This is a genomic window from Mesorhizobium sp. M1006 (genome assembly GCF_040318825.1).
Lineage (GTDB): Bacteria > Pseudomonadota > Alphaproteobacteria > Rhizobiales > Rhizobiaceae > Mesorhizobium.
In genome coordinates this window covers 1-20430 of record NZ_JAMYMZ010000056.1, presented here as the reverse complement: position 1 = coordinate 20430, position 20430 = coordinate 1, and the positions used below count along the sequence as shown (strand labels likewise).

General features: G+C 62.4%; 24 protein-coding genes and 2 tRNA genes. 15 read left to right on the top strand and 11 right to left on the bottom strand.

Annotated elements, in window-relative coordinates:
* Window positions 1-245: 245 nt before the first annotated feature.
* The 4 genes from NKH60_RS30215 to NKH60_RS30200 form a co-directional block, all read right to left on the bottom strand.
* On the bottom strand, window positions 246-995 hold the full coding sequence (locus NKH60_RS30215; RefSeq protein ID WP_031212005.1) for an amino acid ABC transporter ATP-binding protein: 750 nt from the start codon (window positions 993-995) through the stop codon (window positions 246-248).
* Between the two features lie 69 nt (window positions 996-1064).
* A complete protein-coding gene (locus NKH60_RS30210) occupies window positions 1065-2222 on the bottom strand; it encodes an amino acid ABC transporter permease (protein WP_352771783.1) in 1158 nt (385 codons plus the stop codon).
* 4 nt (window positions 2223-2226) lie between these two features.
* Complete coding sequence (locus tag NKH60_RS30205) at window positions 2227-3414, bottom strand: amino acid ABC transporter permease (RefSeq protein ID WP_352472636.1); 1188 nt, start codon at window positions 3412-3414, stop codon at window positions 2227-2229.
* 63 nt (window positions 3415-3477) lie between these two features.
* The gene (locus NKH60_RS30200; RefSeq protein ID WP_254820740.1) at window positions 3478-4506 is read right to left on the bottom strand and encodes an amino acid ABC transporter substrate-binding protein; all 1029 of its coding nucleotides are present in this window, start codon (window positions 4504-4506) and stop codon (window positions 3478-3480) included.
* A gap of 427 nt (window positions 4507-4933) precedes the next feature.
* Here NKH60_RS30200 and NKH60_RS30195 point away from each other — a divergent pair, with 427 nt between their 5' ends.
* From NKH60_RS30195 to NKH60_RS30180, 4 genes are all read left to right on the top strand, one after another.
* Window positions 4934-6103 (top strand): cystathionine beta-lyase, encoded by a 1170-nt coding sequence (locus tag NKH60_RS30195; protein WP_352874440.1) that lies wholly within the window; start codon window positions 4934-4936, stop codon window positions 6101-6103.
* Between the two features lie 253 nt (window positions 6104-6356).
* Entirely contained in the window at window positions 6357-7028 is a 672-nt protein-coding gene (locus tag NKH60_RS30190; protein ID WP_352820251.1) for an RNA polymerase sigma factor, read from the top strand.
* Between the two features lie 104 nt (window positions 7029-7132).
* Window positions 7133-7657, top strand: coding sequence for a DUF4142 domain-containing protein (locus tag NKH60_RS30185; RefSeq protein WP_352541632.1), 525 nt, complete (start codon window positions 7133-7135; stop codon window positions 7655-7657).
* 11 nt (window positions 7658-7668) lie between these two features.
* Window positions 7669-7983, top strand: coding sequence for a cupredoxin domain-containing protein (locus tag NKH60_RS30180; RefSeq protein ID WP_352501888.1), 315 nt, complete (start codon window positions 7669-7671; stop codon window positions 7981-7983).
* A 108-nt stretch (window positions 7984-8091) separates the two neighbouring features.
* On the opposite strand, the gene NKH60_RS30175 is transcribed toward NKH60_RS30180, so the two are convergent.
* The 3 genes from NKH60_RS30175 to NKH60_RS30165 form a co-directional block, all read right to left on the bottom strand.
* Window positions 8092-9312, bottom strand: coding sequence for an anion transporter (locus tag NKH60_RS30175; RefSeq protein ID WP_352472631.1), 1221 nt, complete (start codon window positions 9310-9312; stop codon window positions 8092-8094).
* 59 nt (window positions 9313-9371) lie between these two features.
* A tRNA-Arg gene (locus NKH60_RS30170) sits at window positions 9372-9448 on the bottom strand.
* Window positions 9449-9498: 50 nt separating this feature from the next.
* Entirely contained in the window at window positions 9499-9804 is a 306-nt protein-coding gene (locus NKH60_RS30165) for an ETC complex I subunit (protein WP_352472630.1), read from the bottom strand.
* A 160-nt stretch (window positions 9805-9964) separates the two neighbouring features.
* On the opposite strand from NKH60_RS30165, the gene NKH60_RS30160 reads away from it, so the two are divergent.
* Window positions 9965-10041 (top strand) — tRNA-Pro (locus NKH60_RS30160).
* Window positions 10042-10165: 124 nt separating this feature from the next.
* Here NKH60_RS30160 and NKH60_RS30155 read toward each other — a convergent pair.
* The gene (locus tag NKH60_RS30155; protein WP_352874438.1) at window positions 10166-10993 is read right to left on the bottom strand and encodes an alpha/beta fold hydrolase; all 828 of its coding nucleotides are present in this window, start codon (window positions 10991-10993) and stop codon (window positions 10166-10168) included.
* Window positions 10994-11123: 130 nt separating this feature from the next.
* Between NKH60_RS30155 and NKH60_RS30150 the strand changes: the two genes are divergently transcribed.
* Complete coding sequence (locus NKH60_RS30150; protein ID WP_352874437.1) at window positions 11124-12125, top strand: GlxA family transcriptional regulator; 1002 nt, start codon at window positions 11124-11126, stop codon at window positions 12123-12125.
* A 200-nt stretch (window positions 12126-12325) separates the two neighbouring features.
* Here the strand turns inward: NKH60_RS30150 and hdaA are convergent, their stop codons facing one another.
* The 3 genes from hdaA to NKH60_RS30135 are packed head-to-tail and all read right to left on the bottom strand — an operon-like array spanning window position 12326 to window position 14758.
* A complete protein-coding gene (hdaA, locus tag NKH60_RS30145) occupies window positions 12326-13027 on the bottom strand; it encodes a DnaA regulatory inactivator HdaA (RefSeq protein WP_352874436.1) in 702 nt (233 codons plus the stop codon).
* Window positions 13028-13032: 5 nt separating this feature from the next.
* Window positions 13033-14229: an AI-2E family transporter gene (locus NKH60_RS30140; protein ID WP_352501884.1), complete on the bottom strand. Its 1197-nt coding sequence runs from the start codon at window positions 14227-14229 to the stop codon at window positions 13033-13035.
* Complete coding sequence (locus NKH60_RS30135; RefSeq protein ID WP_352469229.1) at window positions 14201-14758, bottom strand: CDP-alcohol phosphatidyltransferase family protein; 558 nt, start codon at window positions 14756-14758, stop codon at window positions 14201-14203. Before NKH60_RS30135 ends, NKH60_RS30140 begins: the two co-directional genes overlap by 29 nt.
* Before the next feature lie 201 nt (window positions 14759-14959).
* Here NKH60_RS30135 and NKH60_RS30130 point away from each other — a divergent pair, with 201 nt between their 5' ends.
* The 9 genes from NKH60_RS30130 (at window position 14960) to NKH60_RS30090 (ending at window position 20266) form a co-directional block, all read left to right on the top strand.
* Window positions 14960-15604: a glutathione S-transferase family protein gene (locus tag NKH60_RS30130; RefSeq protein ID WP_352541636.1), complete on the top strand. Its 645-nt coding sequence runs from the start codon at window positions 14960-14962 to the stop codon at window positions 15602-15604.
* Window positions 15605-15616: 12 nt separating this feature from the next.
* The gene (locus NKH60_RS30125; RefSeq protein ID WP_352771189.1) at window positions 15617-16381 is read left to right on the top strand and encodes an Imm52 family immunity protein; all 765 of its coding nucleotides are present in this window, start codon (window positions 15617-15619) and stop codon (window positions 16379-16381) included.
* Window positions 16382-16468: 87 nt separating this feature from the next.
* A complete protein-coding gene (locus tag NKH60_RS30120) occupies window positions 16469-16882 on the top strand; it encodes a hypothetical protein (protein WP_352771148.1) in 414 nt (137 codons plus the stop codon).
* A 110-nt stretch (window positions 16883-16992) separates the two neighbouring features.
* Window positions 16993-18057: a phosphoribosylformylglycinamidine cyclo-ligase gene (gene purM / locus NKH60_RS30115; RefSeq protein ID WP_352472623.1), complete on the top strand. Its 1065-nt coding sequence runs from the start codon at window positions 16993-16995 to the stop codon at window positions 18055-18057.
* Window positions 18054-18758, top strand: a complete 705-nt coding sequence (gene purN / locus NKH60_RS30110; protein ID WP_352501881.1) for a phosphoribosylglycinamide formyltransferase — start codon at window positions 18054-18056, stop codon at window positions 18756-18758. The genes purM and purN overlap by 4 nt, the downstream gene beginning before the upstream one ends.
* A gap of 59 nt (window positions 18759-18817) precedes the next feature.
* The gene (locus NKH60_RS30105; RefSeq protein ID WP_352457662.1) at window positions 18818-19105 is read left to right on the top strand and encodes a type II toxin-antitoxin system ParD family antitoxin; all 288 of its coding nucleotides are present in this window, start codon (window positions 18818-18820) and stop codon (window positions 19103-19105) included.
* Window positions 19098-19391: a type II toxin-antitoxin system RelE/ParE family toxin gene (locus NKH60_RS30100; RefSeq protein ID WP_352615703.1), complete on the top strand. Its 294-nt coding sequence runs from the start codon at window positions 19098-19100 to the stop codon at window positions 19389-19391. The genes NKH60_RS30105 and NKH60_RS30100 overlap by 8 nt, the downstream gene beginning before the upstream one ends.
* 18 nt (window positions 19392-19409) lie before the next feature.
* Entirely contained in the window at window positions 19410-19538 is a 129-nt protein-coding gene (locus NKH60_RS30095; RefSeq protein ID WP_352615700.1) for a hypothetical protein, read from the top strand.
* Window positions 19539-19750: 212 nt separating this feature from the next.
* On the top strand, window positions 19751-20266 hold the full coding sequence (locus NKH60_RS30090) for a SixA phosphatase family protein (RefSeq protein ID WP_352615697.1): 516 nt from the start codon (window positions 19751-19753) through the stop codon (window positions 20264-20266).
* Window positions 20267-20430 lie beyond the last annotated feature (164 nt).

The following is a 20430-nucleotide window of genomic DNA, read 5'->3' as shown; positions in this document are numbered from 1 at the left end:
CCGTGACCTGCCGCCGCACGCGCCCACGCGGCTCGTTATACAACTCCCAATGGCAATGAACGCAGCCGGCGCGCTTATGATCCGTGCCGGCGCTAGTTACCAGGTTGCAACGTGACCACTCGAACGGCCTGAAGCACGCTTGCTATCTTCTCGCGTAGCGCACGGTCAGCGCTCGCCGAATACGCGCGAAGCCAGCAAGACAGAGAGGCGTGATCCGCCGGTCTTGTCCCGAACCGGAGTAAGGATCAGTGCAGGATCTGCGACAGGAACAGCTTCGTGCGCTCATGGCGCGGGTGGTCGAAGAACTCGGCCGGCGTGTTCTGCTCGACGATCTGACCCTGATCCATGAAGATCACCCGATTGGCGACTTTGCGCGCAAAGCCCATTTCGTGGGTGACGCAGAGCATGGTCATGCCTTCCTCGGCCAGCCCGACCATCGTCTCCAGCACTTCCTTGATCATTTCCGGATCGAGAGCCGAGGTCGGCTCATCGAACAGCATGATGCGCGGGTTCATGCACAGCGAGCGGGCGATCGCCACGCGCTGTTGCTGCCCGCCGGAAAGCTGGCCGGGATATTTGTTGGCCTGTTCCGGGATCTTGACGCGCTTGAGGAAATGCATGGCGATTTCCTCGGCCTGTTTCCGCGGCATCTTGCGCACCCAGATCGGCGCCAGCGTGCAATTTTCCAGAATGGTCAGATGCGGGAACAGGTTGAAGTGCTGGAACACCATGCCGACCTCGCGACGCACCTCGTCGATCTTCTTCAGATCGTTGGTCAGTTCCTTGCCGTCGACTATGATCTTGCCCTTCTGGTGTTCCTCCAGCCGGTTGATGCAGCGGATCATCGTCGATTTGCCGGAGCCCGACGGGCCGCAGATGACGATCCGCTCGCCGCGCATCACCTTTAGATTGATGTCCTTCAGCACATGGAATTCGCCGTACCATTTGTGCATGGCGATGATGTCGATGGCGACATCGGTGGTGGAAATGTGCATCTTGGCGGCATTGACCTTGATCTCTTCCGCGCTGACGGCGTTTTCTATGGCCATGACAAGGTCCCCTTTTTAGCGTTTGTGGCCGGTGTCGAGACGGCGTTCCGTGTACATTGAATAGCGCGACATGCCGAAGCAGAACAGCCAGAAGATGAACGCCGCGAACACCAGGCCGGATCTGGCCGTCTGTGGCGTCGCCCAATTCGCGTCGGAGAAGTTCTGCTTGACGATGCCGAGGAGGTCGAACATGGAGATGACGATGACCAGGCTGGTGTCCTTGAACATGCCGATGAAGGTGTTGACGATGCCGGGAATGACCAGCTTCAGCGCCTGCGGCATGACGACCAGGCCCATCTTCTGCCAGTAGCTGAGACCGAGCGAATCGGCGCCCTCATACTGGCCTTTGGGGATCGCCTGCAGGCCGCCGCGCACCACTTCGGCCATGTAGGCGGCGGCAAACAGCGACACGCCGATCAGCGCGCGCAGGAACTTGTCGAAGCTGACGCCGGCCGGCAGGAACAGCGGCAGCATCACGCTGGCAAAGAACAGCACCGTAATCAGCGGGATGCCGCGTACCGTCTCGATGAAGATCACGCACAGCAGCTTGACTATCGGCATGTTCGAGCGCCGGCCAAGCGCCAGCACGATGCCGATCGGCAGCGACACGGCAATGCCGACGAACGACAGGCTGAGCGTCACCAGCAGTCCACCCCAACGCGACGTCTCGACATGCGGCAGGCCGAACATGCCGCCGACCAGCAGAACGAAGGCGACGACCGGCAGTACAAAAAAGAGAAGAATGGCATTCAGCCCCTTGCGCGGTATGCGCGGAATGAGCAACGGCACCAGCAGTGCCACGAACAGGATGGCCACCACGATCGGCCGCCAACGCTCCTCGATAGGATAGGTGCCGAACATGAACTGGCCGAACTTGGCGTTGACGAATGCCCAGCAAGCACCGGTCCAGCCATCCGGCTGGATGCCGCCTTGCGCCACGGTGGCGCAGACCGAGCGGTCCGGTCCAGTCCACTGGGCGTTGATGAAGGCCCAATTGATGATTTGGGGCAGGATCACAGCGACCAGCGCAATGCCAACGATGGTGAGAATGGTGTCGCCCGTGGTGGCAATCAGGTTCTTGCGGATCCAGGCGGTGAGGCCACGCTCGCTCGACGGCGCCGGTTGGGCCAGCGCCATCTCCGTCCGCACCCAGGACATGTCGTGTTCCTGCATGGCTCTACCTCTCCACCAGCGCCATCCTGGCATTGACGACGTTCATGATCGCCGACGTGATCAGGCTGAGCGCGAGATAGACAGCCATCATGATCACCACGCCTTCAACCGCCTGCCCGGTCTGGTTCAAGACAGTGCCGGCAGTCGCCGTCAGGTCCGGATAGCCGATGGCGATGGCGAGTGAAGAGTTCTTGGTCAAGTTCAGATACTGGCTGGTCAGCGGCGGAATAACGATGCGCATCGCCTGCGGCACGACGACAAGCCTGAGGATCGATCCCGAGCGCAGCCCGAGTGCCGCGGCCGCCTCGGTCTGGCCCGTGCTGACGCCCCTGATGCCGGCGCGCACGATCTCGGCGATGAAGGCGGCCGTATAGCAGGACAACGCCAGATAGAGTGACAGGAACTCCGGTCTGACCTGAAAGCCACCGACCAGGTTGAAAGTCGATTGTTTCGGGAATTCGAAGGTCAGAGGAAAGCCGCTCAGCGCGTAGGCCAGCAGCGGCAGGCCGACGATCAACGCTATGGATGTCCAGAGCACCGGGAACGGCTGACCCGTCGCCATCTGCCGCTGCCGCGCCTTGCGGGCGACGAACCAGGCCATGGCAAGGGCGAGGAGCAGGGCGACCAGGATCAGCCAGGAGCCCTCGCCCCAGACAGCGCGCGGAAAATAGAAGCCGCGCTGGTTGAGAAAGGAGCCGAACGGCAAATTAATGCTCTCGCGCGGCGGCGGCAGCACGGCGAGCACGCCGGAATACCAGAAGAAGATGACCAGCAGCGGCGGGATGTTGCGGAAGACCTCGACATAGACCGTGCAGATCTTCCTGATCAGCCAGTTGCGCGAAAGCCGGCCGATGCCGACGATGAAACCGATAATGGTGGCGGTGATGATGCCGACGACGGCAACGATCACGGTGTTGATGAAGCCAACCAGGATGGCTCGGAAATAGGTCGAATCCGACGAATATGCGATCGCGCTTTCGCTGATGTCGAAGCCGGCGCGGCCCCTGAGGAAGCCAAAGCCGGAAGCGATGTGCAAGCGCGTCAGATTGACGATGACGTTGTGGGTAACCCACCAGACCCCCGCTACCAGCAGGACGAGGACCAGCGCTTGAAAGAATATTCCGCGGACACGAGGATCATTGATGAAGGAACCGCGGCTTGGCTCCTCGCGAAGAACTTCCTGCGATGCCATTCGACAGTCCCCTGGAAAGAGAGACCGGAAGGCAGACGATCTGCCTTCCGGATCCATTTTCGATCAGCGGATCGGCGGAGCGTACTGCAGGCCACCCTTGGTCCACAGCGCGTTGATGCCGCGCGCGATCTTCAGCGGGCTGCCCGAGCCGACATTACGCTCGAACATCTCGCCGTAATTGCCGACGGCCTTGACGATGTTGACGACCCAGTCGTTAGAGACGCCGAGATCGGTGCCGATCTTGGTGTCGGCTTCCTGGCCGAGCACGCGCTTGATCTCTGGACTGTCCGAGTTCTTCATCTCGTCGACATTGGCCTTGGTGATGCCGAGTTCCTCGGCGTCGAGCAACGCGAAATAGGTCCACTTGACGATGTGGTACCATTGGTCGTCGCCCTGGCGTACGGCCGGCCCAAGCGGTTCCTTGGAGATGATCTCGGGCAACACGACGTGGTCGGCCGGCGCACCGAGCGTCAGGCGGATGCCATAGAGGCCCGACTGGTCGGTGGTGTATACGTCGCAGCGGCCGGCGTCATAGGCGGCGTTAACCTCTTCCAGCTTTTCGAAGACGACAGGATTGTACTCCATCTTGTTCGACTTGAAATAGTCGGCAAGGTTGAGCTCGGTCGTGGTGCCGCTCTGCACGCAGACCGCCGCGCCCGAAAGCTGCAGCGCCGAGTTCACGCCCGGTAGCTTCTTGGCGTTGATCATGAAGCCCTGGCCGTCGTAATAAGTCGTGCCGATGAAGTTCAGGCCGAGTGCGGTGTCGCGATTGATGGTCCAGGTGGTATTGCGCGACAGGATGTCGATCTCGCCCGACTGCAGAGCGGTAAACCGCTCCTTGGCGCTGAGCGGCGTAAACTTCACCTTGGTGCCATCGCCGAACACGGCGGCTGCCACAGCGCGACAGAAGTCCGCGTCGATGCCTTGCCACTCACCCTTGTCGTCCGGCGCCGAGAAGCCGGCCAGACCGGTCGAGACGCCGCATTGGATGAAGCCCTTCGCTTTGACATCGTCGAGCGTGGCCGCCGAAGCCGCCGAAGCCGCGAATCCAAACGCGGCGGCGCCCAAAACGCCGATTGCAATGTGTTTCATGACCCACAGACCCTTTTCTGTTTTTTCCAGGCGAACCTGACTTTTTCCCGTGTGAACGCAGCTATGTATCCCGGCCCATTACCGGAATCCCGCATCGTAACCGACGCGCTGCCTCCCATTCACGAACAACATCGAAGGCGATTATTCCTGTGAGGTCAAGGGAAATGACCAAATCCGAAAGACTTTGAAAACCAACTGCCTGAAATGCCTGAAATTGCAGACAAACGCGCTCGCAAATCGGCCAGCGCGCCAATAAAGCCGGCAAAGTCCGACCGTGAGTTGCCAAGCGCACTTGGCAGCCTTCCCGCAGGTCCACGGCTCGTTGCTGAATTGGCATATTCAAGACCTTGGCCTGGCGAGTGCGGTGCGGTTGCGCGGCCAATGCCGCCGCACTATGGCTAACGACCAACCCATGGGACGAAAAGCAATGGCAAAAGACGACAGCGAGATGGGCGTCAACACACGGCTCGCCCATTCCGGCAACAACCCGCATGACTATTTCGGCTTCGTCAATCCGCCGGTGGTGCATGCCTCGACCGTGCTCTATCCCAATGCGGCGGCGATGGCTTCACGCAGCCAGAGATACACCTACGGCACGCGCGGCACGCCGACCACCGATGCACTGAACAGCGCGATCGATGCGCTGGAAGGTTCGGCGGGCACGGTTGCGGTACCGTCCGGCCTGGCGGCGGTGACGCTGCCGCTGCTCGCCTTCCTGTCGGCCGGCGATCATCTGCTGATCGTCGATTCCGTTTATCATCCGACCCGCAACTTCGCCGACACGATGCTGAAGCGGCTGGGCATCGAGGTCGAGTATTACGAACCACGCATCGGCGCCGGCATCGCGGCGCTGATCAAGCCCAACACCAAGGTGGTGTTCACCGAATCGCCGGCCTCCAACACTTTCGAGGTGCAGGACATACCGGCCATCGCCAAGGCAGCGCATGCCGCCGGCGCCATCGTCATGATGGACAACACCTGGGCGACCCCGCTCTACTTTCGCCCCCTCGATCATGGCGTCGACATCTCGATCCACGCGGCGACGAAATACCCGGCCGGCCATTCCGACGTGCTGCTCGGCACGGTGTCGGCCAATGCGGACTGCTGGAAGCAGCTTTTCGAGACGTTCAGCACGATGGGCTGCTGCGCCGGGCCTGACGACGTCTACCAGGTGCTGCGCGGCCTGCGCACGATGGGTGTGCGGCTGGAGCATCATCAAAAGAGCGCGCTTTCCCTCGCCGGCTGGCTGGAGGGTCAGCCGGGCGTAGCGCAGGTGCTGCATCCAGGGCTGCCCAGTCATCCCGACCACGCCATGTGGAAGCGCGATTTTTGCGGATCGAGCGGCATCTTCTCGATCGTTCTCGCGGGCGGCGGACAGAAGCAGCAGCACGCCTTCCTCGACGCGTTGAAGTTTTTCGGCCTCGGCTATTCCTGGGGCGGCTATGAGAGCCTTGCCGTGCCGGTATTCCTTGGCGACCGCACAATCGCCAAGGGCCCGTATGACGGGCCGCTGGTGCGCTTGCAGATCGGGCTCGAGGATGTCGAGGATTTGAAGGCCGACCTGGCGCGCGGGCTGGCGGCGGCCGCACAGGCCTGAGCCAAGCACCTTTCCAGGCTGAGTCAGGAAATCGGCGTAACAGCTTGGAAAAATTGCGATCCTGAGTGATGTCATGGCGACCGATCAGCCGATGACACGGCGTCTACAAAATAGAGACGCCGGTGTGGTGGAGGCGTTAGAATAGCCTCTGCCGGCGCTTGAAACGGATCGAGGCCGGCCGGCGGATCGGTCGGGAACCTTTTGTCGGCCGATTCATCCAATGTCCGATGAGAAGCCTATCAGGAGATCGGCCATGCCTGCTGCGTTGACGGCAACGCCCGCCGCTTCCGGCGACATGCAGCTTGTCGGCCGCGCGCTGGCACGTGATAGCGATGCATTCCGCACCATCATCAAGACGCACAACCAAAGGCTCTACCGCATCGCCCGAGGCGTCGTGCGTAACGACAGCGAGGCCGAGGACATCGTCCAGGAGGCCTATGTCAGCGCCTTTGCCCATCTCGAGGCCTTTCGCGGCGATGCCTCGCTCGCCACGTGGCTATCGCGTATCGTCATCAACGAAGCGCTCGGCCGCTTGCGCAAAAGGCGGCGAATGGTAGCGATGCCTGAAAACCCGCAAGCCGAAATCATCCGGTTTCCCCTCAACCCGAGCGACGATCCGGAGCGGACGATGGCGCAACGGCAGATCCTTGAGCTTGTCGAACGGGCAACCGACAGTCTTCCCGATGTCTACCGGATGGTGTTCGTGGCGCGCGTCATCGAGGGATTGAGCATCGAAGAAACCGCCGAACTGCTTGGCGTGCGACCAGAAACCATCAAGACCCGGCTGCACCGCGCCCGCGCGCTGGTGCGCAAGGCGCTGGACGACCAGATCGGCCCGGTGCTGCTCGACGCCTTTCCCTTCGCGGGCCGGCGCTGCGAACGGCTGACCAATGCCGTGATGCAGCGGCTTGGTCTTTCCGGATAGGTCGCGCCGATTTTCGCGGGAACGTTTGGCGGCGACCTGCATCCAATGAGCATCACTGAAAACGAAGCCCGATGCAGTTCCGCGTCGGGGCGAAGGAGAGCATCATGTTTATTCGATCGACCACGGCACTGGCCGCATTTTTCCTGCTTAGCGCAGCGCCCTTGTCGCAAGCTGCCGACAAACCGACCGATCCGCAGATCGCACATATCGCCTACACAGCAGGCGTGCTTGACGTCGAGGCGGCCAAGCAGGCGCTGAAGAAATCGAAGAACAAGGAGGTCGTGGATTTCGCCAAGGACATGGTGCGAGATCACGAGGCGGTCAACAAACAGGCTCTCGACCTGGTCAAGAAGCTCAAGGTCACGCCTGAGGACAATCCGACCAGCAAGGCGCTGACCAAGGCGGCGGCCGAGGAACGAGCCAAGCTTGCCAAGCTCAAGGGCGCGGCGTTCGACAAGGCCTATGTCGCCAACGAGGTGGCCTACCACAAGCAGGTCAATGGCGCGCTCGAAACTCTGCTGATCCCGTCGGCCAGCAATGCCGAGCTGAAGAGCCTGCTGGAAACCGGTCTGAAAATATTCCAGGGCCACGAACAGCACGCCGAACACGTCGCCGGCATGCTGAAGTGAGGATCGAGCCAATGGCGTCGGGGCGGCATCTGTGGGTTGCGCTGGCATTGGCCATGGGTGCCCAGCCGGCCAAGGCCGACACCATCGAGGTGACGATCGAGAAGCTTGTGTTTTCGCCGGCAAAGATCGAGGCGAAGGTCGGCGACACGATCAGGTGGGTGAACAAGGACGTGTTCGCCCACACGGCAACCGTCAACGGCGCCTGGGAAGTGATGATCCCGCCGAAGAAGGCGGCGAGCCTGACGGTGAAGAAGGCGGAATCGGTCGATTATTTCTGCCGCTTCCATCCCAACATGAAAGGCCATCTGACGGTGACATCGCCCTGACTGGCTGATGCATGTCGCGCAAAAGCGTGCAGCGGTTTTGCGATAACGACATGCATAAAAAAAGAGCCTGAAGCGCGCCGCACGAGGCCGGTCTAGTGCGACGCGCTTTTAGGCTGCCAGCCATGCCGTCCCTACAAGCAGCGTGACCAGCGTCAACGGCAGGCCGACCTTGAAGAAGGCGATGAAGCCCAGCGGTTTGCCGGAGATTCGCGCGTGCTCGGCAACGATCAGATTGGCGACCGAGCCGAGCAGCGTGAAATTGCCGGCCAGCGTCGAGCTCATGGCGACGACCAGCCAGGCCCGCTCGGGGTTTTCCAGTCCGGGCACGAACGGCTTCAGCGCCAGCACGGCCGGGACATTGCTCATGATGTTGGACAGCACCGCGGTGAAGCCGGACAGCCGCCAGACATCATTCAGTCCGAGGTCCTTTGCCGAGGCGACGATGTCGGGCGTCAGCAGCGTCTTCTCCGCCCCGGCGACGACGATGAACAGCCCGGCGAACATGAACAGCAGCGGCCCATCGATCTCGCGATAGATGCGCTCAGGTTTGATGGCGCGGGTCAAAAGAAGAATGGCACCGCCGATCAGCGCTGCCTTGGCGACTGGAACGCCGGCGAAGAAGGCGATCGCCAAACCGACACAGACGACCACCGCCTTCACCACCTGACCCGGCAGCATGCGGCCGCGGTAGACTTCGGGGCTGAGCTCGGCCTTGCGCGAAAATTCGGCGCGGTAGACGATGCGGATGATGACGATGACGGCGATGAGGCCGAACGCCGCGACCGGCGCCAGCGCCGCAGAGAAGGCCGGGTAGGAAATCCCCGACAGCGCGCCGATGACCATGTTCTGCGGGTTGCCGGTGATGGTGGCGACGCTGCCGCAATTCGAGGCGGTGGCGGTGGCGATCAGATAGGGAACCGGGTTGCGGTTGATGACGCGGGTGACATGGACGACGATCGGCGCCATGACCAGGCAGATGGCGTCGTTGACCAGGAATGCGGACAGGAGGCCGGTCAACAGCGTCACCATCACCAGCAGCATGAACGGCGCATGCGCATGCTCGATGGCGAACCCGCCGAGCGCGCGAAAGGCGCCCGACACTTTAAGATGCGCCACGACGATCATCATGCCGAGCAGAAGCGTGATGGTGTCGAAGCTGATGGCGCGGTAGGCGTCCTCCATGTCGAGCGCGCCGATGGCGATCATCGCCGCACCGCCGAGCAGCGCGATCCCTGCCCGGTCGAGGCGCAGCCCGGGTATCCTGCCGATGGCGACGCCGGCATAGGTCAGGACCAGGATCAGCAGTGCCGCCGCGCCCATCGCTGTCATGTGTTGGAAATCCTGTGCGACTGGCGAGTGAACCTGTCCGGAATGGACCCTGAAAATATTGGCGATCCCGACAGGATTCGAACCTGTGACCATCGGCTTAGAAGGCCGGTGCTCTATCCAGCTGAGCTACGGGACCGCTGGCCGGCCGCATGACCGGCGGATTGTGCCGGCAGGGCCGGTATGGGATCAATGCGTCCAGGGCGTCCTGCGGTCATAGCGGAAATTCTCCGCATAGGAAATCTGGCGGCGCTTGATTTCCTTCGGCTCCTCGACGCGGAAAGCCAGCCCTTCCTTCTCAGCGTAGGCGACCGCGTCCTCTCTTGTGTCGAAGGTCAGCCTGATCTGGCTTCGCATGTCGCCGGACGTGGTGTAGCCCATCAGCGGATCGATCTTCTTGCGCTGCTCCGGATCGAATTCCAGCACCCAATAGCCGGTCTTGGCCTTGCCGGACTGCATCGCGGTTTTGGCTGGGCTGAAAATGCGGGCTGACATGACCACCTCATTGCTGGTTGCAAGCACACGACCCCGAGACCACATTACTGTTCTCTGGCCATGCACTAGCCCGTCATTACTGCGCAATGCCGCCGGCAGCAAGGCCGATGGCTTTTTACGCTTGCTTTGGCGGGCTGAAATCACTAGGCAACAGACCGTTCGGAGTGTAGCGCAGCCTGGTAGCGCATCTGGTTTGGGACCAGAGGGTCGGGAGTTCGAATCTCTCCACTCCGACCATTCATCAAGCGAATCTCGTCGGCAGCGCAAGCGGATCACGCTCGAGTGTGTCTGCCGTCGCCGGTCATGTTTAAGCGACGAACGGACAGCACGAGCCCGCGCTGCCTGTCCGACATGCAAGCCGTCAGCCCTGGATGAAGGCCAGCAGATCCGGATTGATGATCTCCGGATGGGTGGTGCACATGCCGTGCGGCAGGCCCTTGTAGACCTTGAGCGTGCCGTGCTTCACCAGCTTGGCCGCAAGCAGCGCGGAGTCGGCGATAGGCACGATCTGGTCGTCGTCGCCGTGCATGATCAGGACGGGCACGTCGATCTGCTTGAGGTCGTCGGTGAAGTCGGTCTCGGAAAAGGCCTTGATGCAGTCGTAATGGGCCTTGGCCCCACCCATCATGCCTTGGCGCCACCAATTGTCGATAGCGCCTGGCGAGACCTTGGCGCCCTCGCGGTTGAAACCGTAAAACGGGCCGGCCGGCACATCCCTGTAGAACTGGGCGCGGTTAGCGGCCAGAGCGGCGCGAAAGCCGTCGAAGACCTCGATCGGCAGGCCGCCCGGATTGCTATCGGTCTTGACCATGATCGGCGGCACCGCGCCGATCAGCACCGCCTTGGCAACACGGCCTCCGCTGCCATAAAGCGCGACGTAACGCGCCACCTCGCCGCCGCCGGTCGAGTGGCCGATGTGGATCGCATCCCTGAGATCGAGATGCGCCGCCAGCGCCGCGACGTCGGCAGCGTAGGTGTCCATGTCGTTGCCGGTCGCGGTCTGCGACGAGCGGCCGTGGCCGCGGCGGTCATGGGCGATGACGCGGTAGCCCTTTTCGAGGAAGAACAGCATCTGGTTGTCCCAGTCGTCTGAGCTCAGCGGCCAGCCGTGATGGAACACGATCGGCTGGCCCTTGCCCCAATCCTTGTAGAAAATCTCGGTGCCGTCATGGGTGGTGAATGTGCTCATCGTCCTACTCCTTAATGGAAAAGTTGGGGGTAACAGGGAAGCTTTTAGCCCCCTTCTGCTGGACAAATTATAACAGTGCGGCCAGGGTGAGCATTGGCAAAACGGACATTCAACGTGGCAAAACTGACAAATGGCGGCTGCGCTTGATCTGATCGAAATCGGCCTTGTCTTGTATCCCGGCGTGCAGGAAGCGGCCGTGCTCGGCCTGACCGATCTCTTTCTGCTGGCCAACCGGCTGGCGGCCGATCGGTCGCCGGACGCTTTGAGGCTTCGCGTCAGCCATTGGCAATTGGAGGACGCGGGCCAGACCGTAGTCTGCACTTTCGACAGCGACCCCGGCGCCGACAATCAACCAGCCATGGCTATCATCCCGCCAACCTTGGGAGATCCGATCGCTCGGGAAGCAGCCGCGCCCTATGCCGGCTGGCTCAGGGGCCGTCATGCGGCAGGCGCGACCCTCGGCTCGGTCTGCGCCGGCGCCTTCGTGCTTGCCGAGACCGGCCTGCTGTCGGGTCGTGCTGCGACCACGCATTGGGCTTATCGCGACGCGCTGGCGCTACGCTTTCCAGACATTCTGCTCGATGCCGACAGGCTGGTCATCGACGATGGCGACATCATCACCGCGGGCGGCTACATGGCCTGGACCGATCTCGGCCTCAAGCTGGTGGACAGGGTGCTCGGGCCGACCGTCATGATGGACACGGCGCGTTTCATGCTGGTCGACCCGCCGGGCCGCGAGCAACGCTTTTACAGCCCGTTCGCGCCGCGGCTGACCCACGGCGACGAAGCGATCCTCAAGGTGCAGCATTGGCTGCAGGCGAACGGCGCCCGCGACGTGACGCTCGGGGCCATGGCCGGGCATGCCGGACTGGAGGAGCGGACTTTCCTGCGCAGGTTCCGCAGCGCCACCGGCCTCAAGCCGACCGAATATTGCCAGCACCTGCGCGTCGGCAAGGCGCGCGAGATGCTGGAAACCACGATGCGGTCGATCGACCAGATCGCCTGGGAGGTCGGCTATGACGATCCCGGCTCGTTCCGCAAGGTATTCGCCAGGATAACCGGCCTGGTGCCCGGCGACTATCGCAAGCGCTTTGGCACGGAACGAGCGGTAATTGCAGGCGGAGAGAGCTGAGGCCAGCCGCGCAATGGCGCTATCGATTCGATGCTGCCAAAGGCAAGCTCGCCGGGCGAGAACCCCAACCACCCATCTCCCGGCGAGCCTACTACCTGATTTGATACGCAATCAGGACCGGGATTAGCCGGCAAGCTCGTTGCTGCAAGACAGATGCCAGCTTTTGTTCCCGAAATGGGACAGTGGCGGAACTGGAATCGTCAAATCTCGAACTCGCCCTGCCCTTCATCCATGGCGCTGACGGTCTCGGCGGCGAGCGCGCGGGTGATCGGCGTCTTGCGCTCGAGCGCGGTGCGGTCGAGCCGTTCGACCACCCGCATGGCAGTGGCCAGCGAGCGCTCGATGCGGCGCACCAGATATTGCACGACATGCGGCTCGACCTCGACCTGGCGGTCGGCGAACAGCTTTGTGATGACGCCGGCCAGCAGAAGATCGTCGGGTTCGTGGATCTCGACGGTCGCCGCCGCCTTCAGCCGCGACGCCAGGTCGGGCAGCCTGACGCCCCAGGCGGACGGGAAGCGCCGCGCCGTCAACAGCAAGCTCGAGCCGGCGCCGCGCACCGCGTTGATCAGGTGGAAGAGGCCGTGCTCATCGATCGGGCCGGCATCGACATCGTCGATCAGGGCCGGATGCGCGCCGAGATTTTCGATGCAGTCGCCGATGCGGCCGGCCTCCACTTTCACCGCGTCGGCGCGGGTCCGCCAGATCGAGGCCAGATGGGTTTTCCCCGAGCCGGCCGGCCCGGCCAGCACAACGACCGGCGACGGCCAGTCCGGCCAGCGGTCGACAAGCGCCGCCGCCTGGCTGTTGGTGCTGGAGACGACGAGCTCGTCGCGCGAATAGCCGGTGCCGTGGCCTAGATCGAGCGGCAATTGACACGGCGGATCGATCTTGTCCGGCATCTGGCTCAACCGCGCGCGCCCCCGCGGCGGCGCACCTGCAGCGGCGGCACCGGCTCGTCGGCGTGGCCCTTGTAGAGCGGCGATTCGAGATAGCGGGCGATGGCGAAGCGCACCAGAACGGCAACGGCGGCGGAAGCCGGAACGGCGATCAGCAGGCCGACGAAGCCGAACAGCGCGCCGAAGGCAAACAGCGCAAACATCAGCCATACCGGATGCAGGCCAACGCTTTTGCCGACCAGCCTTGGCTGCAGGATGTTGCCCTCGATGAACTGGCCGACGAAGAACACACCGGCCACCGCTGCGATCATGGTCCAGTCCGGCCAGAACTGGACGAAGGCGACGCCGACGGCCAGCACCAGGCCGGTCAGCGAGCCGACATAGGGGATGAAGGAGATCAGTCCGGCGAACAGACCGATGAGGATGCCGAAATTCAGGCCCGTCAGTGTCAGGCCGGTGGCATACATGGCGCCCAGCACCAGGCACAGCGTGCCCTGGCCGCGCACGAAGCCGGCGGTCGCCGTGTTGATGTCCCTGGCGATCGTCCTGACGGTCTTGACATAGTCGCGCGGCACCCAGCTGTCGACGATTGTCACCATGCGATCCCAGTCGAGCAGCATGTAGAAGGCGACGACCGGCGTCACGACGAACAGGCTGACCACCGAGACCAGCGCCACGCCGGAGCTCCAGATCGAGGTGAACACGGTGGTCAGGAGGCCGAAGCCGGAGGTCAGCAGCGAGTTCAGGCCTTCGCGCAGGCCGTTGGCGTCGACGCCGAATTTCTCTTCCAGCCATTTCGGGTCGAAGCTGGTGATCAGGCCCTGCAGCCGGGTCAGATAGTCCGGCAGCTTGCTGGCGAAATCAGCCATCTGCGAGGCGAGCACCGGAACCAGGATGACGAAGGCCAGTACCAGGACGACGATAAAGGCGATGAGGATGACCACCGTCGCCATCAGCCTGGACAGGCCAAGCCGCTCCAGCCGGTCGGCGACAGGGTCGAGGAAATAGGCGAGCACCATGCCGGCGACGAACGGCAGAAGGATGCCGCTGAAGACATAGAGGAAGACGGCGAGGATGATGGCGCTGACCAGCCAGAAGCGGATCTGGCGGCGAAACGACGCCGATGCCGCAGCTTCCGCTGCCGCAGCCTCAGCTTCAGCGTCGATGGACCGTTCGTCAGGTGCCGGGTGTGGAGCCTTCGCCATAGCCGCTCATATGCCTCAGCCAAGCCACGAGATAGGCCGCGGCCGAAGCCACGGTCAAGACCCCGGACAGCAATATGAGGGCCGGCCTCAGCGGATCGAGACGGATGTCGAAGGCGAGTTCGCCCAACACCACTGCCGCCAGCACGATCTGGATCGCGGTGTTGGCCTTCGACACCAGGAGCGGCTTCATCTCGACCGGATGCGCCATGACGGTGGATAAAAGCACGGCGCAGACGATCAGTGCGTCGCGCGACACCATGGTAACGACCAGCCACAGCGGCAGTTCGCCGCTGAAGCCCAGGACCACGAAAACCGAGACCAGCAGCAGCTTGTCGGCCATCGGATCGAGATAGGCGCCGAGCCTGGAAAACTGATTGAAATGGCGGGCGATGAAGCCGTCGACGCCGTCGGAAATGCCGGCAATGAGGAAGCCCGCAAAGGCCCAGTCCCAGCGGTCCTGCAGCATGGCCAGCACCACCGCCGGCACCAGCACGAAGCGCATGATCGTGATCATGTTGGGGATGGTCAAACGCATATCCCGTCGCTCTTGTTTGCCGATACATGATGGAGATGGAGGGTTACGGCAAGTGAGAACCGACACAGAAGCTGCCAATCTCCCCACGAGGGCGCCAGCAATGAAATAGGTCAAGACAGATGTCGATTTCGGGGAGGCTCATTCGTCTCACGATAGGAAGCCAAGGAAATTTGCCCAGGCAAGGAAACGGACGCGATGACAATCACTATCACAGCATTTGAACGATCGCCCGATGGCGGCAAGGGACTGGCGCGTGATACGCGCGTTCGCTGGGCGCTCGAAGAAGTGGGGCAGCCGTATGAGGTTCGTCTTGTTTCCTTCGCAGAGATGAAGGCGCCTGAACATCTGGCGATCCATCCCTTCGGCCAGATCCCCACCTATGAGGAAGGTTCTCTCTCGCTGTTCGAGACCGGCTCGATCGTCTTTCATCTTGCTGAGCAGCATGCGGGATTGCTGCCGAAGGATCGCAATGCCCGCGCGCGTGCGATCACGTGGATGTTTGCCGCACTTAACACCGTCGAACCACCGATCCTCGAATTAACGACGGCAAGAATATTCGAACGTGACAAGCCTTGGAGCGAGGAGCGCTTGCCGTTGGTAAAGGACCGTGTTCGCGCTCGGCTGGACAAACTCTCGGCTCACTTGGGTGTCGCCGACTGGCTCGATGATGCGTTCAGCGCGGGCGATTTGTTGATGGTGTCGGTGCTGCTGCGACTAAGAATGTCAGGCATTTTGGACGAATATCAAAACTTGGCTGCCTATGTAGCGCGCGGGGAAGCACGGCCGGCCTATATCCGGGCTTTCGCCGCGCAATTTGCGATCAACGCAGAGGGGGCGTGAAGATTAGCCAGCATTGAACTAACCAAATGGAAGCGAGCCCGAAGCGCGCGCGCTCTCCTTTGGCGACGCCAGTCAAGAAAGCTGGTACGTCTCCCGTATTCGAGGGGACGCCATGTCGATCAACATCTATGTCTACTGGGGGCGAGGAGAAAGGACGCCGAAGAGCTGGTCCCGCAGCTGCAGGCGCATTTCCGGGCCTTGGACGAAGCCGACGACAGGTTCGCGAGGTGGGCCCCGCGCGGCAGATCGCTCAAAAAAGCAATCGCCTCCAAGCCGGTCAACACCTCGTCGTGCGAGGTTCTCCATCGCTGGCTGTTAAAGGGCCGGAACAAGACGGACATGCCTCCGAGACAGCCCGTTCCTGAACTGGGATACAATGTGTCGCTGTGGAACCAGCGCCAGGCAAATATAGAGGCGTCCACATCAGTCCATTGCAGTTCCTGGTCCAAATATCTGTCGGAAGACAGCCAGAACAATGCTTCGCTGGAGTTTAGCTACATAGCTGGAGCCGAACCGGTGAATACAAAGGTTTTGCTCGGCCTATTTCTCAAGTTCATTGATATCTGGGAACCCAGTTGGGGTTCGATCTGGCGGCACGTTCATGAGGGACATCCAGCCGGGGCGCGTTGGAACCCAAGACATGTTCAATATGCCTTCTTCCAGTCACCGGGAGGACGCGGGCACGATGAACGATTTATGGGACAGCAGCAGACCCTCCCCAAGGGCGGTCGCCTCTGGACGGACGAAACGGCGGTGCCTTTCCTGGAAGAGACGTAAGTGCCCGGTATTCCGCTGCCGTCCTTGCAAGACGCTGTTGCCCATGCGAAGAGCCCGTGAAGCGACAGCCTATTTCCCCACTGCTGAATGACGATGGCGCAGAGAATCACAATCGCTTGGCGAGTAACGCTTTGTTATCTGGCCGGACTGACAGAAAGTCTTTTGGTCTTCGCATTTTTGGGAGCCCCGCACCGCAAGGTGGCGACGCAAGATCTCCTGTGGGCCTTCGCTCTTGAGCTGGCCGTGGGCGTGGTCGTCTCTTGGCCCCTCTGGCTGACCGCCGCTGTCGTCGCGTTCGTTTTCTCAAGATCAGTCGTTGCAAATCCAGGTCTGTGGGCTGCCGCGGCGGCGTTGATCGCCGCCGGCTTCTCGTATGGGACCCTGCCCTTCGACGGTGAGATCAGGTCTCTTGCCACCGTCGGAGGCCTCGCCGCAATTCTGGCAGGGATTTCTTTTTATTGTTGGAGTGTATCGCGCCCGGTTCCCCCGGCATCCAACTGAAAACACCCTCATCGCGCGCTTGCCTTGCGGGGCAAAACCGTTCATGCGAAGAGCCCGCACGCGAATGAAACCAGCGACAGGCAAGCGCAACAGATGAGCAGGCGCCGGAAATGAGCAAGCGCAAGAACGGGCTCACCTATGCCGAAGCGGGCGTCGACATCGACGCCGGCAATCTCATGGTCGAGAAGATCAAGCCGCTGGTGCGCGCCACCCGCCGGCCGGGCGCCGATGGCGAGATCGGCGGCTTCGGCGGTTTGTTCGACCTCAAGGCCGCCGGCTTCACCGATCCCGTGCTGGTGGCCGCCAACGACGGCGTCGGCACCAAGCTGAAGATCGCCATCGATGCCGGCAAGCACGATACGATCGGCATCGACCTCGTCGCCATGTGCGTCAACGACATCGTCGTGCAAGGCGCCGAGCCGCTGTTCTTCCTCGACTATTTCGCCACCGGCAAGCTCGATCCCGACCAGGGTGCCTCGATTGTCGGCGGCATTGCCGCCGGCTGCCGGCAGGCCGGTTGCGCGCTGATCGGCGGCGAGACGGCGGAGATGCCCGGCATGTATCACGACAAGGATTATGACCTTGCCGGCTTTGCCGTCGGTGCCGCCGAACGCGGCCAGTTGCTGCCGACCGACGACATCGTCGAGGGCGACGTGCTGCTCGGCCTTGCCTCGTCGGGCCTGCATTCGAACGGCTTTTCGCTGGTCCGTCGCATCGTCGCCGTAAGCGGCCTTGGCTGGGGCGATCCGGCGCCGTTCAATGACGAGGCGACGCTGGCCGAGGCGCTGCTCGAACCTACCCGCATCTACGTCAAGTCGATCCTCAAGGCGATCCGCAACACCCACGGCATCAAGGCGCTGGCCCATATCACCGGCGGCGGCTTTCCCGAAAACATCCCGCGCGTTCTGCCCAAGGATTTTTCGGCCGAGCTCGATCTCGGCGCCATCGAGGTGCCGCCGGTGTTCTCATGGCTGGCCAAGACCGGCGGCGTCGCGCCGGAAGAGATGATGCGGACCTTCAATTGCGGCATCGGCATGATCCTGGTCGTCGCCTCCGGCCAGGCGGCGCAGGTCGCTGCCGTTCTGCAGGAGGCCGGCGAGACGGTGACGCCGATCGGCCAGATCGTGCCGCGCCGCGATGCCGGCGTCATCTATCGGGGCTCGATTGGCCTATGAGGAAACGGACGGTCGTACTGATCTCGGGGCGCGGCTCCAACATGACGGCGCTGGTTGCGGCGGCGAGCAACCCGGCCTATCCGGCCGAGATCGTCGGCGTCATCTCCGACCGGGCCAATGCCGCCGGCCTTGGCATCGCCGCGGCGCGCGGCATCGCCACCAGAGTGATTTCGCGCTCCGACCATGCCAGCAAGCAAGCGCATGACGAGGCGATCGATGCGGCCCTCTTGTCGTTCGGCGCCGAGATCGTCGCGCTGGCCGGCTACATGCGCATCCTCGGCGCGCGCTTCGTGGAGAAGTGGCAGGGCCGCATGATCAATATCCACCCTGCCCTGCTGCCTGCCTTCAAGGGGCTGGATACGCATGCGCGGGCCCTCCGCGCAGGCATGCGCATCCATGGCTGCACGGTGCATTTCGTCACGCTCGACATGGATGACGGGCCGATCATCGCCCAGGCCGCCGTGCCGGTGATGGTCGGCGACAATGAGGACACGCTGGCCGCGCGCGTGCTCAAGGCCGAGCACCAGCTCTATCCGCTGGCGCTGGGGCTGGTCGCCGAAGGCAAGGCGCGAATGGAAGGCGGCCGCACGGTGTTTTCGCGCTTCGCCGACGATGCCGACAACGCCACGTCGGTGGTGATCGCGCCCGACCCGCTGCGCGAAGAGACCGATCTCGAGCACCTGGCGCGGATAACGCCGTAAGAGTCAGTTCTTGAATTTGGTAGCAAATTTTGCTACCGTTTTCGTGAGGAGACGGCTTGATGGCGACAGTCGAAAAAGTCAGCGTAGCGCTTTCCCCGGAACTGCTGGACATGGTCAAAGGCGCGGTGGCCAGCGGGCAGTACGGTTCGGCAAGTGAAGTGATCCGCGAGGCACTGCGCGAATGGCGGCTTCGCCAGCCCTTGCGCGAGGCCGAAGCGGAGCGGTTGCGGAAAGCCTGGACGGAAGGGCTGGAGAGCGGTCCGTTTGCGCCGTTCGACATCGAGGACATAAAACAGAAAGCCCGCAGCCGGTTGGGCAACACCAGCAAAAACCGGCGGAATGGCTGACATCCGCATTGTCCGCAGCCCGGCGGCAGAAGACGACCTGATCGATATTTGGTTTGGCATTGCAAGGGACAACCCGCTTGCCGCGGACCGCTTTTTGGATGCTATTGCCGTGCGCATCGTGCAATTGGGCACATTCCCGGGATCCGGTCCCAAGAGGCCCGACATCGCTGCCGATGTGCGAGCGTTGACGATCGGCAATTATCTCGTGCTTTATCAGCTGGCCGGACAGCGGGTCGAGATCGTCCGCGTCGTGCATGGCGCACGCGATGTCTCGGCATTGTTTTGATAGATTGCGGACAAGCAAATGGACGTTTTCGACAGCGCGATCCGGCAAAAGCGTGATCTCGCCGGCGTCTTCGAGTACGACGAGGCGGACGATCCGAAAAGTGCACGGCATGTTTTTATCTCTGTCGGATCGAGGACGGACGAGTAGGTCCCATCATCGATGCAATTCACATTCGATCGGGCGATTGGGCCATCACTGAAGCAGACATTTCGGTCAGTTGGGATAAAGATGAAGGGCGTGTAGGCCTGTTCATCTTTGGTGCACTTTGGGCGAGTTTTGATACCGTCACAGGTGCAAGACATGACGGCGGATATAGGAAAGACTTTCAGCCCGACATCCCTTGGACTTGAGTTGAATCCATGAAGCAACTGCTGCTCCTGCGTCACGCCAAGTCGAGTTGGGACGATCCCGACCTCATCGACTTCGACCGGCCGCTGTCCGCGCGCGGGCTGAAGGCAGCACCACTGGTCGGGCGCGAACTGGCCCGGCGCGGCTGGCTGCCGGAGCTGGCGCTGGTGTCGCCGGCGCTGCGCACCCGCGACACGTGGCGGCTGGTCTCGGCGGAATTGCCGGCGAAGGTGCAGGCCAAATTTTCCCAGGCGCTCTACGAGGCAGCGGCGGCGGACATCCTCGCCAAGGTGCGGCAAGTAAAGGCGGGGACTGGAACGCTGCTGGTGCTTGGCCACAATCCCGGGCTGGAGGAGTTCGCGCGCGGGGTTGCCGGGGCTGGATCGGACCAAGCGGCGCTGAAGAAGCTGGCGGAAAAATACCCCACCGCGGGCCTGGCTCGGTTCGACGTCGACGGCGATTGGACCGGTCTCACCTTCGGCAGCGCCCGACTGACGCACTGCATTTGGCCGAAGGATCTTCGCTAGCGACTGCCTGACAGGCCGGGGGATCGCCGACCTTTCGACCAAACCCGGCTTCGCGCAAACAAAAGCGGCGGGCCAAGCCCGCCCCGGGTGGGGGGGCGGGGTTTGAGGCTCTATAGGCCCCACTTGCCCCCGGCTCCTTGGGGGGCAAAGGGGTGATACGCGCC